Raw genomic sequence first — 13,680 nt, forward strand, 5'->3', positions numbered from 1 at the left:
AGCGCCCTCACGGCAGCTGCCGTGAGGCGCCGGCCACGCGCGGCGAGCGCCAGCGCGCGAGCAGCATCAACAGCCCGGCGCCTGCCAGCGCGCCCAGGCTGTCGGCCAGCAGATCCAGCCACTCCGCCGAGCGGTGGGGCAGCGAGGCCTGCACCAGCTCGAGCAGCCCGCCGGCGCCGGCGCTCATCGCGACCGCCGTCCGGCGCCGCGCCGCGACCGCCGTCCCGACGAGCGCGAGCTCGATCAGCCATTCGAGCCCCAGGAAGGCCGCGAAATGGGTGATCTTGTCGAACGGCACATCGGTCGTCCTCGGCAGGCTGATGTTCGCGCAACCGAAGATAAAGAGCGCGATCGTGTAGAGCACCGCCGGCGCCCGGCGCGCCCACGCCGGCCATGAAAGGATCGAGCTCACCTGGGGCCTGCTGCTCCTCGCGCAGGCGGATCTACCTCAGCGCGGTCGGCAGGAGAAGACATTTACCGGCTCGGTGCTCGATCATCGAATGGGCGAAGAGCTTCCACCGGTACCCGGACACCCGCTCGAGCCGAGCGCGCGCGATCGCCGCTCGGCCCTGCAGCTCGCGTCCGGGGGTCAGTCCGGCGGGAGCAGGGCGAGGAGCGCTCTGGCGGCGACCCTCTTGTCGAAGACAAGCACGCTCCGGATCAGCTTCGCCTTTCCCGTGAGCTTTTCGCCCAGCTCGTCGCCCGTGATCTCGAGCCGGCAGGCCAGCAGGCGCTGCGGGTAGCGGGAGAGGAGCGCGTCGCAGTCGCGATAGAAGCGGGTGCTGCCGTCGTTCGCGAGGAAGAGGACGCGCGACGCGCGGGCGTTCTGCGGGCTCTCCGGGGCCCTCCTGGCCGCGGCGTCCAGCCCCTTCTGCTCGCCGGCGAGCCGCTCGGCGATGAGCTCGAGGCCATGACAGGCGTGCTCGGCCGCGAGCGCGCCGCGGAGCTCCGCGGCCAGCGCCTCGGTCATCGGGAGCGTCGCCACCCGGTTTCGGCCGCTCTCCCACAGCAGCCCTGCGTGCTTCGAGAGGAGAGCGGACACCGCGTCGTGGCGCGGATCGGCGACGAGATCTTTCGGCAGCTTGAGCACGGGTACCTCTGCGCGCACCCTACCAGAGCCGGGCGCCGGGTGACGGCTGACGCGCTGGCGAGCCCCTCCGAGCCGCCCGCCGGGCCCGTCCCGCGCGCGGGCCCGAGGCGGCGCGCGCTCGCGGTGGTTCAGGAGCCGACCGCGCCGTGCGTTCATGGCAGGCAGGGAGACGCGCCGCGGGTATCGCGCGCGCCGCGCGCGGGGCCGTGGCATGCTCGAGCCTCGGAGGGATCTCCATGCGACGATTCGCCATCTCCATCGTGCTGGGCGCGTGCCTGTCGCGCTGTACGGCCGCGCCGCCGTCCACGCCGGGGGAAAGCGACGTCGAGGGCCCGCTGTCCCCCGCGGCGTCGTGTCCGAGCCATGAGCTCGCGTTCACCAAGGACACCGGGTGCTTGAACGATGGATCGGTGGAGTTCTGCCTGCCGACGGGCGACGAGGCGCTCCTCGCCCGCGTGCGGGACGTCGCGCCCGCGATCCAGGCGGGCTCGTCGAGAGGGCGCGCCGGCTGCGATGTGCCCGCGGAGACGCTGTACTTCTTCCCCACGGGAGACGCCGAGTGCGTCGCGCCCCACGGCGCGCTCGTGGACGCGGCGTGGGACAGGCTGTGCCGCATCGCCGCGCTGCCCGAGGTGAGGGCGATCGTGCCGACGTGGTACGAGTGATCGGGGCGCGTTGGCAGGCTCGACGGTGGGGGAGCCGCCGGGCTCGTCCCTGAGCGGCGCCGGCGCGCGGATTGATGTAGAACGACGGCTCAGATGACGCTGCACGATCCCACGCGCAACGAGGTTCGCCGATGAAGTTCGCGTTCGACAACACCTACGCCCGGCTCCCGGATCGCTTTCACGCGCGCGTCTCCCCCGCGAAGGTCCGCGAGCCGCGCGTCGTGAAGGTCAACCGCGCGCTCGCGGAGGTGCTCGGGCTCGACGCGGACGAGCTCGGCTCGGCCGAGGGGGCTCAGGTGCTCGCGGGCAACACGCTGCCCGAGGGCGCGGAGCCGATCGCGCTCGCGTACGCGGGGCACCAGTTCGGCAGCTTCGTGGGGCAGCTCGGGGACGGCCGGGCCATCCTGCTCGGCGAGGTCGTCGGCAAGGACGGCAAGCGGCGCGACATCCAGCTCAAGGGCGCAGGGCGGACGCCGTTCTCGCGCGGCGGCGACGGGCGCGCCGCCGTCGGGCCCGTGCTGCGCGAGTATGTCGTGAGCGAGGCCATGGCGGCGCTCGGCGTGCCGACGACGCGCACGCTCGCCGCCGTGACCACGGGCGAGCCGGTCCATCGCGAGGAGGTGCTCCCCGGCGCGGTGCTCACGCGCGTGGCCGCGAGCCACATCCGCGTGGGCACGTTCCAGTTCTTCGCCGCGCGGGGCGACCGGGAGGCGCTGGCCACGCTCGCCTCGTACGCGCTCTCCCGGCACTACCCCGACGCGGCGGGCAGCGGCAACGACGCGCTGGCGCTGCTCGACCGCGTCATCGAGGCGCAGGCGAACCTTGTCGCGCGCTGGCTCGGCGTCGGCTTCATCCACGGCGTGATGAACACCGACAACACGTCGATCGCCGGTGAGACGATCGACTACGGGCCGTGCGCGTTCCTCGACGAGTACAACCCCGAGAAGAAGTTCAGCTCGATCGACCGGGGCGGCCGCTACGCCTTCGGGAACCAGCCGCGCATCGCCCAGTGGAACATGGCGCGGCTCGCCGAGGCGCTGCTGCCGCTGCTGGCCGACGACAAGGAGGAGGCCGTCCGCGTCGCGACCGAGCGCGTGCAGGGCTTCACCGGCCTGTTCATCGCGGCGCACGAGCACGTGCTGCGCGCCAAGCTGGGGCTCGTGCGCGAGGAGGAAGAAGACCTCGCGCTCGCCGCCGATCTGCTGGATCTCCTCGCTGCGAACGGCGTCGATTACACTGTCTTCTTTCGCCGGCTCTGCGCTGCCGCGGCCGACCCGGCCGCCGACGCGCAGGTGGCCTCGCTGTTCGCGGACCCCGGCGCCTTCCGTTCCTGGGCCGAGGCGTGGCGCCAGCGGATCGCCAGGGAGGACGTCGCGCGCGTCGACGACAGCGCGCGCGCGAGCGCGATGCGGCTCGTCAACCCGGCGTTCATCCCGCGCAATCACCGGATCGAGGCGCTCATCCAGGCGGCCGTCCTCCGTGGCGACTTCGAGCCCTTCGAGACGCTTGTGCGGGTGCTCGAGCGACCGTACGAGGATCAGCCGGAGTTCGCGTACCTGAGCGAGCCCCCGCAGGTGGAAGAGCGCGTGCAGCACACGTTCTGCGGGACGTGACGGCGGATCGCGCGGCGCCGTCGCGGGCTTGCCACGGGGTCTCCCGGGATTAGGAAACGGGAGATGAGCACGAAACGAGACCAGCAGACCGCCGATCCCAGCGCCGCGGGGCAAGCAGGGGAACAGCGGCCGTCGAACGTCCAGAAGGATCCGCGCGACTGGAAGACCGGCGACGAGCCGATGACGGGCGCGCAGGCCTCGTACCTGCACACGCTCGCGGAGCAGCAGGGCGAAGAGGTCCCCGACGACCTGACCAAGGCGGAGGCGTCCGAGAAGATCGACGCGTTGCGGGACGCAGCGGGCGTCTCCGGCGGGGGCGTCTCCGGCGGCGCGGCGGGAGCCGCCGGCGTCGAGAACACGCGCAAGGACCCCGAGCAGTGGAAGACGGGGGACGAGCCGATGACGGGCGCGCAGGCCTCGTATCTCCAGACGCTCTCCCAGGAGGCGGGCGTGGACTTCGACGCGAGCCTGACCAAGGCGGAGGCGTCGAAGCGCATCGACGAGCTGCAGGCGAAGACCGGGCGCGGGCAGAAGCTGCGGGAGTGACCGGAGGGGCGCTTCAGCTCGCCGCCCCGCAGGCATCAGTTGTCGAACCAGAAGACCACACGCGTCGACGGTCCCTTCTTCCCTGCGACCGCGCTGACGTACTGAAATAGAAGCACGAATTCGTCCGACGCAGCGTCCAGGCTGAACTGTGCATGCTCGAGCGCGAGCCGGATCTCGTGGACCGCGAGCCAGCTCGCCGAGTGCCAGTCAGGGTGGGCAATGTACCCATGGGTGGCCGGCGTGAGCGGCGTGGTCGTCCCGTCCGGCAGCCAATGGGAGGCACCCGACGCGACGAGCTGGGCGGCGTGGGGCGGAGTGAAATGGTCTCCGAGTCCCCACGCACGAGCCCGCTCGTCCTCGAGCACCGGGACGAAATACCTGTCCGCCACGTGCTGGCTGACGTCGCGAGGGATACCGCGCGGAGGCCTCAGCGGTACGAACCCCGGCTGTGCTCGTACCCCTGCGAGCGCGGCGAAGAGGCCGTAGTCGCGCGGAAGAAGAAAGTCGCCGTCCGAGAGCGCCGTGAACGGCCCGGGGCCTGCCCCGAACTCGGCGAACATGTGGATGTCACAGCCCATCGCGCCTCACCCTATCCATACGCCGAACGACTTTATCCTGGCAGGGCTCGTCCAGGGTGGGCATCCGTCGGCCACGACGCTCTTCCATCCCCGAAGGTAGGTGGCTCTGGGTGGGGGACAGGAGCTGGCCGAGGAGGTAGCCGTTGCGCCGCGCAGCGCGACGCCCGCGAAGCTGGCGGAGAGCGACAGCGCCACGTCGTCACGGAAGCGGCCGATGTGGGGGAAGAGCCCGTCGGCGGCGCCGCCACCGCGAGCCCGACCCGGGTCGGGTCACAGGCGCTTCGACGATTCCTCTATCCCATTGACGCGCAGCTCGATCTTGCGCGATTCATGCTCGGGGCCTCGCATACCAGAGGCGGCAGCGCTGAGGTGTTGGATTGCTGAACGCCGCTGATCTCGGTGCCCCAGGAGGATCACCATGAAGCGCATCTTCTGGGTGCGGCCCGCGATCGTGGCCGCCGCCTGCCTCGCCGTGTTCCATGTCGTCCAGGGCCGCGCCGCCACGGGCATGGGGGCCGGGCGCTGGACCATGTTCGGCAAGGACCTCGCCAACACGCACCATGCGCCCGCCGAGAACGACATCGGGCCTGCGAACGTCGCGTCGCTCTCCATGAAGTGGGCCTTCACCACGACCGGCAACGTCCCCGCGACGCCGGTCGTCGACGGCAGCGCGGTGTACTTTCCGGACGGGGGAGGCAACCTGTACAAGCTCGACGCCGAGACGGGGCTGCCGATCTGGACGCGCGCGATCGCCGACCTCACGGGCACGGCCGGCGCCATCTCGCGCACGAGCCCCACGCTCCACGGCCACATGCTGTTCCTCGGCACCCAGGCCGGCGCGCACATGATCGCGGTGGACAGCCGCACCGGCGATCTCCTGTGGAAGACGCAGCTCGATCCGCACCCTGCGGCGATCATCACGCAGTCTCCCGTCGTGCACGGCGGTCGCGTGTACGTGGGCGTCTCCTCGCGCGAGGAGCTCTTCGCGGCGGACAACGCGTATCCGTGCTGCTCGTTCCGCGGCAGCGTTGTCGCGCTCGACGCGGTGACCGGGGAGCTGCTCTGGCAGCGCTACCTGGTCCCCGCCGGCTACACCGGGGGCGCCGTCTGGGGTGGGGCGCCCGCGATCGACCTCGGGCGTCGCACGCTGTACGTGGCCACCGGCAACAACTACACCGTGCCGCCGGACGTCTCCGCGTGCGTGGAGGCTGCCGGCGACGACGCCCTCGCTGTCGAGGCCTGCCTCCCGGAGGACAACTACATCGACGCCATCCTCGCGCTCGACCTCGACACCGGCGCGCTGAAGTGGGCGCGGCGGCTCCAGGGCTTCGACGCCTGGACGGGCGCGTGCTTCTTCGGCGGCGACTGGTGCCCTGATCCGGCGGGCCCGGACTACGACTTCGGCACGGGCGCCACGCTGTTCACGGCCGGCGCGGGGGCGGAGCGCCGCGATCTCGTCGGCGCCGGCCAGAAGAGCGGTATCTTCTGGGCGCTCGACAGGGACGACGGGAGCGTTGTGTGGAGCACGCTTGTCGGCCCCGGCGGCGAGCTCGGCGGCATCATGTGGGGAGTCGCCGTGGACGAGAGCAGGATCTACGTGCCGATCGGCAACAACGGCCAGGTCGAGTACACGCTGGAGCCCTCCGGACAGGTCGTCTCGTGGGGATCGTGGAGCGCGCTCGACAAGGCCACGGGCGACATCCTCTGGCAGACGCCCGATCCCACGCCGGGCGCGCAGGACAGGGGGCCGCTGACTGTCGCGAACGGCGTGCTCTACGCCGGCTCGATGAGCGGCGACGTGCACGCGCTGAACGCCGCGACGGGCGCCGTTCTCTGGAGCCATCCGGCCGACGGCTCCGTCACCGCCGGGCCGGCGGTGGTGAACGGCATGGTGTACTGGGGGAGCGGCTACGAGAGCTTCGGCATCGGCACGCCGGGCAACACGCTGTTCGCGTTCGGCTTGCCGTAGCGCTGCTCCCGCTCCGCCAAGGGTGGCCGTCAGTCGGCCACGAAGCCCTTCCATCTCCGCAGGTAGCCGGCGAACGTCTCGGAGACGCCGCGCTCGACCAGCTCGGCGCGCGTGAGCGGCGGTCGCCGCGGTTGCCACGCGGGGTCGGCGATCCGCGCTGGCCAGTCGGGGTTGGTGATGGCGGCGCGCCCCAGCGCGACCGCGGTGGCGCCCCTGTCGAGCAGCGCCTCGGCCTCGGCGCGCGTCCAGACGCCGCCGGCGACAACGAGCGGCAGGCTCGGCCCCACCGCCTCGCGGAACAGCGGCAGCGGGTGCGTGTCCGGGCGCTTCTGCGAGGGCTTGCTCGCGTCCCACAGCGAGAGGTGGAGGAAGTCGGCGCCGTCCTCGACCAGCCAGCGGGCGAGCGCCAGGCTCTCGTCGAGATCGAGCCCCTTGGCCTGGCCCCAGTCCTCGGGCGACAGGCGCACGCCGACAACGAAGGACGCGGGCACCGCGGCGCGGACAGCCCGGAGGGTCTCGCGCAGGAGGCGAGCCCGGTTCTCCCACGCGCCGCCCCAGCGATCCGTGCGCTGGTTCTGGGTGGCGGACAGGAACTGGCCGAAGAGGTAGCCGTGGGCGCCGTGCAGCTCGACGCCCGCGAAGCCGGCGGCGAGCGCCCGCGCCGCGGCGTCGCGGAAGCGCTCGATGGCGAGGAGGATGTCCTGCTCGGTGGCGGCGCGGGGGACGGGCAGGTCGGGCTCGGCGACGGCGCTGGCGCTCCACGTGGGCACGCCGGAGAGCCTGGGATCGGCCCGCAGGCCGCCGTGGAAGAGCTGGACGAGGCCCAGCGCGCCGGGGGCGGCGATCGCTCTCGCGAGCCGGCGCAGGCCGGGCAGCAGGCGGTCGGCGAAGATGCCGAGCTCGCCCTGCCAGGCCTGGCCGTCCTCGGCGACGTGGGCGGCGCAGGTCTCGACGACGCCGAAGCCGCCTTGCGCCCGGAAGGAGAGCCAGCGCAGCTCGTCGTCGCCCAGCGCGCCATCGTCGTGGCTTTGCCGGTTCGTGAGCGGGGCGAGCCAGACGCGGTTCCTGGCGGTGAGGCCGTTCGGGAAGGAGAAGGGAGAGAGCAGCGGTGAGGTCACGGGCAGATGGTTAGCACTCGCAGGTGAGCGCTGCCCGCAGCCTCGCCAGGTCGCGACCGGCGGACGGCAGCCACTCCAGGATGCCGTCGATGGCCCGCTCGATGGCGATGGCGTCTGCGCCGTCGCTGAGCATGTACTCCTCCGCGACCACCTGCCGTGGAACGCCGATCGCGAGCAGCGCCGCCGCGATGACGACCCCGGTACGGTCTCTCCCCGACGTGCAGTGTACGTAGACCGGCCAGGCGCGCCCGGGGGTGACGAGCACGGAGAGGGCCTTGCCGAGCCAGCTCCTCACCCGGCGCTGACGCGTGTCGTAGTTCTCGACATCGTCGTCCGCGGCGACATGTACAACCTCGACCCCGGTGAGATGACCCGGATCGGGGCCGCGCCGGAGGTTCAGTATCGTACCGGGCGATCCGAGATCCCGGGCCGTCGTCATGGCGTCGAATCGCCCGCCGCGGAGCAGCCGGCCAGCGGGGATCGGCGACACGTCGAACCAGAGCCCGAGGGCTTCGCCCACATCCCGGTAGTTGGCAGGTCGGAACGTCGCGCTCATGCGCCGCCCTTCCGTCGGCCGATCCACCGGCGGGCCGCCGCGAGCGTCGGCCTCACAAGGTGAGGGCCATGTAGCGCGCGCCGGCCACCGGGTTGTGCCGGTAGGGAGCGACGTCCTTGAACCCGAGCGCCTCGTACATCGCCGTCGCTCGAGCCATCGACGGGAGCGTGTCGAGGTAGATGCGCCGGTACCCGATCGCGCGGGCCTCGTCGAGCACCCGAGCAACGAGCCGCCGGCCGAGTCCGAGGCCGCGCTGCCCCGCCTGTACATACAGCCGCTTCATCTCGCAGTCCTCGGCGGTGATGGCCTGCAGCGCGACGCAGCCGCGCGGGACCTGCTCGACCGTACAGAGCAGGAGTCGACCCGACGGCGGGGCGTAGGACCCGGGCAGGCGAGCGAGCTCGTCGGCGAACCCCTGGAAGCAGAGGTCGACATCGAGCGAGGCCTGGTACTCGAGAAACAACGCGCGGACCTGCTCTATCTGCTCCGCGCCGCTGGCATACCCGATCTCGATCATCGACGCTCTCGCTGCCGCAAACGGCTGGACACGACCTCGATGGTAAGCCAGGGCGACCTGCTGCGCCACCGTTCCCGACGTGCACGTGCTTGACGGTGCACATCCCACCCTGTGAGGCCGGAGAGCTCCCGGCGCTGTCCCGCGGTTCGCTCGGCGTCGACGTGGAGCGGAGGGCCCCGCTGCTGCTCGCCCGGGGGGCACCGGACCGGACATCGACTCCCCGTGTGCGCGCGCGTGCGCACCGCCGCCGGGCCTCATTCCGGGGAAATCTCCCTCGCCATCACGCCGGAGCGCCGGTGAGGCCGCGCTGAAAGGTGCCTTGGTCAACAAGCGTCCTGCGCGAGAGCGCGTGGCGAAATGCCGCAATGGGGCACATGTGCAGCCCGCGCGTGGATTGTCACGGCGGCTGACGAGGTGCCCTCATCCGGATCCATCGCATTCATGCAAGCTCCTCGATTGTTATTCTCTCAAACCAGGCTGAGCTCGCGCGCCTGGATCGAGCCTTGCAATCACGCAGGACATGCATCGACACGCTCTGCTCGGATCGGGTTTCATGGGTCTCGCGCTGATGCTCGGCTGCGTCGGCGAAGCTGGAACATCCGAGGCGCTCGAGGAGAGCGCCCATGAATTTTCGACGGCGCCAGGGGAGGCGAACCACGAAGACGTCACCCGCACCGCGCTGGCGTTCCTGAAGCCTGCCGTGCTCCACACGCTGGTCACCGGGAACGTGGCCACGGACGTGAAGTTCGCGCTCCTCAATACTGCCCACTTCGATGACTGCAACTTCAGCGGAGGCGCCGCCTTCGTCCGCGCGAAGCAAGCCGAGGCGGTGCGGGCGCTCGGCCCGGGCATCGCGCTGCTGGACGGAGATGCCCTGGCCATGCTGGCGTTCTCCCATTCGCTTCACGCGGTACAGGACTTCTACGCGCACACGAACTGGGTCGAGCTCGGCGGCGACGTCCTCGTGGACCAGTCGCTCACAGCGTTCCCCCCGCTCAGGCCGTACTCCGCGATCCCGTCGACGGGCTTCGTCGTCGTGCAGGGCGCCAAGCCGAAGGGGACGACCGTGGTTCGCGACGACGACGCCGCGTACCCGGAGTACGCGGTCGTGACGGTCCGCCACCGGCGGACGACGGCCCCTGGGCTCGTCTCGGGCACTGTCGATTACGAGCCAGGCGACCACTGTCCGCCCCCTGTCGCGATGACGCACGACGAGCTCAACAAGGACAAGAGCTCAGTGCCCGATCGCACGGAGCAGTATCAGGCGGCAAAGTCGCTCGCCATTCGACAGACGCGTCATGAATGGTGCCGGCTGAATCAGCTCGTCCGCGACGCGTGGGGCGACGCCGGAACGCAGCGCCTCGCGGCGTGGGTGGCCGACCCGAGCTCGGCGCCCGACTGCAGCACCGAGTGACGCGCACGACCCCCGTCAACGCGACGATGCCTTGATGACGGCCAGTGCAGACGTGTACTCCTCCATCGCCGCGAAGATTGTTGTTGCCTGCAGCTCGAGCGTCGCTGCAAGAGCGCGCGCCTCGCGCTTCCGGCCGAGCGCCTCGCGGGCGAGGACATCGCCACCCGCTTGAACCGCGAGCTTCGCGGTTTGCTCGCGCTGATCCGCGTTCGCTGCCTGGTGCGCAGCCTCTCGCGCCACCGCCGCGCCATCGTGCGGTGCGCGGAGCCGGCGCTGGCCTCCTCGTGCTGGAGGCTACTGGCGCCCGGCCCGGCCCGGGCCGCGCCGCGCGGTGGAGCGTTCGGGCTCGCGCCGCCGCTCGGCCCGGGAGGGCTTCCACGCTAGACTGGCAGAGCGCTGATGATCGAGCTCCTGCGCAACGCCCATTTCATCGTGACCGTCGATCGCACGACGAAGGTCGTGAGGATCACGCGCACCGCCGAGCCGTTCGAATCCCTGGAGCAGATCCAGCAGGAGTGCCTGGCGGTCACCGACGCGCTCGCCATGGTGGACCGGAGCGCGATGTCGCTGTTCCTCGACATCCGGGCGGCTCCGGGGCGAAACGATCCGAAATTCGAGGAAGCGACCCTGCGGCTGCGGACGGCCGCGGTGCGCGGCTTCGGGCGCGTGGCCGTCCTCGTGGGGACCTCCGCCGGGGCGCTCCAGGTCCGGCGCCACTCCCGCGAGGACGGCATCGATCGCATGATCAGCGACAGCGAGGACGAGCTGCTCGCCTACCTCGCCGCCGTGCCGCGCCGCCGCTGATCGCGGTCTCGGCGTCGCGCCGCTTTCCGTGCGACGCAGCGCGCGGCCTGTCTATACTCGCCTCGTGCCGACCGCCGAGGAGATCACGAAGCACCACGAGCCGGCGCCCGATCGGAGCCCGTGGGTGAGCGGCCCCCCGGAGCCGGCGCCGATCGTCGTCGTCGATCACGACGAGCGCTGGCCGCGGCTGTTCGACGTTGTCGCGCAGAAGATCCGCGCCGCCCTCGGCGACGCCGCGCTCGCGATCGAGCACGTCGGATCGACCTCGGTGCGCGGGCTGGCCGCCAAGCCGACGATCGACGTCGACCTCACGGTCGCCGATCCAGCCGACGAGCTCTCGTACGTCCCCGCTCTCTCTCTCGCCGGATTCACGCTGGTCATTCGCGAACCAGAGTGGCACGAGCACCGGTGCCTCAAGCTCGCCGATCCGGACAGCAACGTGCATGTTTTCGGCCCCGACTGCCCGGAGGTGATCCGCCACCGGATGTTCCGCCAGTGGCTCCTCGACCATCCGGAGGATCTCGAGCTCTATCGCCGGGCAAAGCTCGCGGCCGCATCCGAGATCTCGGCAGGGAGCGGCATGGTGATGGACTACAACAGGCACAAGGAGCCGGTGATTCGTGCGATCTACGAGCGGATGTTCCGCGCGAACGGCCTCATTCCCTGACGGGCGATTGCGCACGTGGCGCCCCGGGATGAGCTCGAAAGGCGGCGGCGTTTACATGAGCATGAAGCACGCAGCGTCGGAAAAGAGGTAGCTCGCCGCGTCGAGGGTCCGGGCTGGAGCGAGCCGCCGGTGCGAAGGGGCGTCGGTCGACGGCCGCGACCGCTTCATGGGGTCGGTGCGTCGGCCCCACGAGCGCTGTCTGGCGTTTACCGGGCGTCGATCTCGTTCGAGAGCGGCACGCGCGTCGGCAGGCCGAAGAGGCGCGCGGCGAGCTGCTCGGAGAGCCCCGAGGCGAGCGCGTTGTACGCGCTGGCGTCCTCGTCGTGGCGCCGGCGCTCGATGCTCACCCGGTTGTCCGCGCCGGCGAGCTCCGCGTCGCGCTCGGGCGAGGGCGCCGCGCCCTCGTGGCGCGCGCGGGTGCGCTCCCGCCGCTCGACAACGTTCTCGACCTGCGCCCTCCTGCGCTGCACCTCGGCGCGCGCCTGCTCCAGCGAGGCGCGCGCCGAGAGGGTGACGCCGCCGAGCACGAGGACGATCGCCGCGAGGGCAGCGCCCGCCCAGCGGAGCCGCCGCCGCGCCGCGAGCTGCTGCGCCGCCTCGCGCTGCCTCCGCATTGCGAGCTCCTCCGCCGCCCGGCGCACGTGGTGCGGCGGTATCTCGAGCTCGGCGCCGACGCGCTCGAGATCCTCGATGCGGAGCCGATCCTTGTCCGCCTCGGCGAGGCGCGCGGCGAGCGCGATCACCTCGTCGACGTCCTCGTAATCGATCTTCTCCGATTGCGCTGTTTCCAGCTCCGTCTCGCGCGTCTTCACCGACGTTCCTCCTACCAGCTCGAGCTCGCCCCGCCGCCTCCGAAGGAGCCGCCCCCGCCGCTGTAACCGCTGCTCGAGGACGACGACGAGGACGAGGACGAGGAGTACGAAGGCGAGGAGTACGAGGGCGACGACGATGAGGCCGAGCTCGAGGCGGAGGACGAGCCCGAGGACGCTGCCGAGCCGCTGGCGGGCAGGAGGGTCATGGCCGGGAAAAAGCCGAACAGGAAGCACATGTACAGCGCCAAGAAGAGCGACGCCTCGGTGGCGACGAACCCGAACAGACCAGCGGCGAACGGGACGACAATGGCGAGCGCGAGGCCGAAGAACCTCAGGCGGCGTATCTCGGGTTCCTCCGAGCCTCTCTCCAGGAAGAGGCTCCGTCCGGCGACCAGGCCCATCAGTGTCGCGATGAGCATCACGCCGAGGAGGGGGCCTGCCTGCGTCCTCAGGTAGGTCGAGGCGGCAGCCTCGGAGCGCGCCCGGTAAGCCCAGGCCGACGCGAACGCCGCGAGCCCTGGGATGATGAGGAAGGCGAGGATGGCCGTGGCGGCGCTGAGCAGCTTCCCTCGCTGGGCCGCCACCATGTACCGCTGGACATCGCCAAGCTGCGCAGGGGAGCGCGGCCCGCGCCGGACCACGAAGCCGAGCAGGAGGCCCGACAGCACACCCAGCGTATAATGGGCGACGTAACGCCCCAGGACGTGCTCCGACGGCGACCCGAGCACCGCCATCGCCCCACCCGGCCCCATCTTCTCTTCCGCCGTGAGGGCGACCAACCTGCCCACCACGAAGAGCGCGGCGCTGCCGTACCGCGAGCGCCGGAGGTCGTCGCGGGAGTCGTCGAGGACCGCCCGGCACACGCCGTCGGTCAGGATGTCCTCCAGGCCATAGCCCACCTCGATGCGCATCCGCCGATCGTCGATGGCGAGCGTGTACAGGACCCCGTTGTCCTGCTGCTTCGTGCCCCCGCCCCAGGCCTCCGCGATCTCCAGCGAGTAGTCCTCGATGGGCACGCCGCCCGTGGTCTTCACGATCAGCACCGCGATCTGCACGCCGGTCTTCTCGCGGTGCGCGTGGAGCTTCCGTGTGAGGTCGTCGCGCTCCGCCTGCGTGAGCACGCCCGCGTGGTCGTTCACCGCGGCCTCGATCGTCACAGCCGGCGCCGCGAGCGCGGGTGATGCTGTGAACAGCATCACGAGCACACCGAGCGCGGCGGCGAGGAAGAGCCGCACTCCGCGGCCAAGCCCCACCACCGCCACCACCCCAGGCCACCCTCCCGTTCGACTTGAGCTCATCCGGCGGAAGAGAACCCGGGTCGAGGGGGAGAG

17 protein-coding genes and 1 pseudogene are annotated in these 13,680 nt (G+C 71.3%); 8 read left to right on the plus strand and 10 right to left on the minus strand.

Going from position 1 to position 13,680, the window contains the following annotated elements:
- Nucleotides 1-7: 7 nt before the first annotated feature.
- Together WMF42_RS00795 and WMF42_RS00800 are read right to left on the minus strand one after the other, a co-directional pair.
- A complete protein-coding gene (locus tag WMF42_RS00795; protein WP_437689777.1) occupies nucleotides 8-364 on the minus strand; it encodes a VanZ family protein in 357 nt (118 codons plus the stop codon).
- A gap of 225 nt (nucleotides 365-589) precedes the next feature.
- Nucleotides 590-1,090 (minus strand): hypothetical protein, encoded by a 501-nt coding sequence (locus tag WMF42_RS00800; protein WP_434045011.1) that lies wholly within the window; start codon nucleotides 1,088-1,090, stop codon nucleotides 590-592.
- Nucleotides 1,091-1,326: 236 nt separating this feature from the next.
- Between WMF42_RS00800 and WMF42_RS00805 the strand changes: the two genes are divergently transcribed.
- From WMF42_RS00805 to WMF42_RS00820, 4 genes and pseudogenes are all read left to right on the plus strand, one after another.
- Nucleotides 1,327-1,755 carry a hypothetical protein gene (locus WMF42_RS00805; protein WP_437689778.1) on the plus strand — a complete coding sequence of 143 codons (429 nt, stop codon included), beginning with the start codon at nucleotides 1,327-1,329 and terminating at the stop codon, nucleotides 1,753-1,755.
- A gap of 131 nt (nucleotides 1,756-1,886) precedes the next feature.
- On the plus strand, nucleotides 1,887-3,368 hold the full coding sequence (locus tag WMF42_RS00810; protein WP_437689779.1) for a protein adenylyltransferase SelO: 1,482 nt from the start codon (nucleotides 1,887-1,889) through the stop codon (nucleotides 3,366-3,368).
- Nucleotides 3,369-3,431: 63 nt separating this feature from the next.
- Nucleotides 3,432-3,671, plus strand: a pseudogene (locus WMF42_RS00815) (DUF3072 domain-containing protein); the annotation flags it as partial.
- Entirely contained in the window at nucleotides 3,645-3,914 is a 270-nt protein-coding gene (locus tag WMF42_RS00820; protein ID WP_061606478.1) for a DUF3072 domain-containing protein, read from the plus strand. The pseudogene WMF42_RS00815 and the gene WMF42_RS00820, both read left to right, overlap by 27 nt.
- 35 nt (nucleotides 3,915-3,949) lie before the next feature.
- Here WMF42_RS00820 and WMF42_RS00825 read toward each other — a convergent pair whose 3' ends face one another.
- Together WMF42_RS00825 and WMF42_RS00830 are read right to left on the minus strand one after the other, a co-directional pair.
- Entirely contained in the window at nucleotides 3,950-4,474 is a 525-nt protein-coding gene (locus tag WMF42_RS00825; protein ID WP_434045013.1) for a hypothetical protein, read from the minus strand.
- A gap of 288 nt (nucleotides 4,475-4,762) precedes the next feature.
- The gene (locus WMF42_RS00830; protein ID WP_434045014.1) at nucleotides 4,763-4,912 is read right to left on the minus strand and encodes a hypothetical protein; all 150 of its coding nucleotides are present in this window, start codon (nucleotides 4,910-4,912) and stop codon (nucleotides 4,763-4,765) included.
- Here WMF42_RS00830 and WMF42_RS00835 point away from each other — a divergent pair.
- Nucleotides 4,911-6,461, plus strand: coding sequence for an outer membrane protein assembly factor BamB family protein (locus WMF42_RS00835; RefSeq protein ID WP_437689780.1), 1,551 nt, complete (start codon nucleotides 4,911-4,913; stop codon nucleotides 6,459-6,461). The two genes, WMF42_RS00830 and WMF42_RS00835, sit on opposite strands and share 2 nt — an antisense overlap.
- Nucleotides 6,462-6,490: 29 nt before the next feature.
- Here the strand turns inward: WMF42_RS00835 and WMF42_RS00840 are convergent, their stop codons facing one another.
- The 3 genes from WMF42_RS00840 to WMF42_RS00850 are packed head-to-tail and all read right to left on the minus strand — an operon-like array spanning nucleotide 6,491 to nucleotide 8,652.
- Nucleotides 6,491-7,579 carry a HisA/HisF-related TIM barrel protein gene (locus WMF42_RS00840; protein WP_437689781.1) on the minus strand — a complete coding sequence of 363 codons (1,089 nt, stop codon included), beginning with the start codon at nucleotides 7,577-7,579 and terminating at the stop codon, nucleotides 6,491-6,493.
- A gap of 10 nt (nucleotides 7,580-7,589) precedes the next feature.
- Nucleotides 7,590-8,135, minus strand: a complete 546-nt coding sequence (locus WMF42_RS00845; protein WP_061606466.1) for a tyrosine-protein phosphatase — start codon at nucleotides 8,133-8,135, stop codon at nucleotides 7,590-7,592.
- Nucleotides 8,136-8,187: 52 nt separating this feature from the next.
- Nucleotides 8,188-8,652 (minus strand): GNAT family N-acetyltransferase, encoded by a 465-nt coding sequence (locus tag WMF42_RS00850; RefSeq protein ID WP_061606465.1) that lies wholly within the window; start codon nucleotides 8,650-8,652, stop codon nucleotides 8,188-8,190.
- A gap of 553 nt (nucleotides 8,653-9,205) precedes the next feature.
- On the opposite strand from WMF42_RS00850, the gene WMF42_RS00855 reads away from it, so the two are divergent.
- Nucleotides 9,206-10,066 carry a hypothetical protein gene (locus WMF42_RS00855; RefSeq protein WP_437689782.1) on the plus strand — a complete coding sequence of 287 codons (861 nt, stop codon included), beginning with the start codon at nucleotides 9,206-9,208 and terminating at the stop codon, nucleotides 10,064-10,066.
- 15 nt (nucleotides 10,067-10,081) lie between these two features.
- Here the strand turns inward: WMF42_RS00855 and WMF42_RS00860 are convergent, their stop codons facing one another.
- Entirely contained in the window at nucleotides 10,082-10,306 is a 225-nt protein-coding gene (locus tag WMF42_RS00860) for a hypothetical protein (RefSeq protein WP_061606463.1), read from the minus strand.
- Between the two features lie 159 nt (nucleotides 10,307-10,465).
- On the opposite strand from WMF42_RS00860, the gene WMF42_RS00865 reads away from it, so the two are divergent.
- Nucleotides 10,466-10,870: a hypothetical protein gene (locus WMF42_RS00865; RefSeq protein ID WP_061606462.1), complete on the plus strand. Its 405-nt coding sequence runs from the start codon at nucleotides 10,466-10,468 to the stop codon at nucleotides 10,868-10,870.
- A gap of 64 nt (nucleotides 10,871-10,934) precedes the next feature.
- Nucleotides 10,935-11,537: a GrpB family protein gene (locus WMF42_RS00870; protein WP_437689783.1), complete on the plus strand. Its 603-nt coding sequence runs from the start codon at nucleotides 10,935-10,937 to the stop codon at nucleotides 11,535-11,537.
- A gap of 206 nt (nucleotides 11,538-11,743) precedes the next feature.
- Here WMF42_RS00870 and WMF42_RS00875 read toward each other — a convergent pair whose 3' ends face one another.
- On the minus strand, nucleotides 11,744-12,349 hold the full coding sequence (locus WMF42_RS00875; protein WP_437689784.1) for a hypothetical protein: 606 nt from the start codon (nucleotides 12,347-12,349) through the stop codon (nucleotides 11,744-11,746).
- An 11-nt stretch (nucleotides 12,350-12,360) separates the two neighbouring features.
- The gene (locus WMF42_RS00880) at nucleotides 12,361-13,545 is read right to left on the minus strand and encodes a TPM domain-containing protein (protein ID WP_437689785.1); all 1,185 of its coding nucleotides are present in this window, start codon (nucleotides 13,543-13,545) and stop codon (nucleotides 12,361-12,363) included.
- Nucleotides 13,546-13,680 lie beyond the last annotated feature (135 nt).

It is taken from the genome of Sorangium sp. So ce176 (assembly GCF_051519835.1).
GTDB classification, from domain to species: Bacteria; Myxococcota_A; Polyangia; order Polyangiales; family Polyangiaceae; genus Sorangium; species Sorangium cellulosum_G.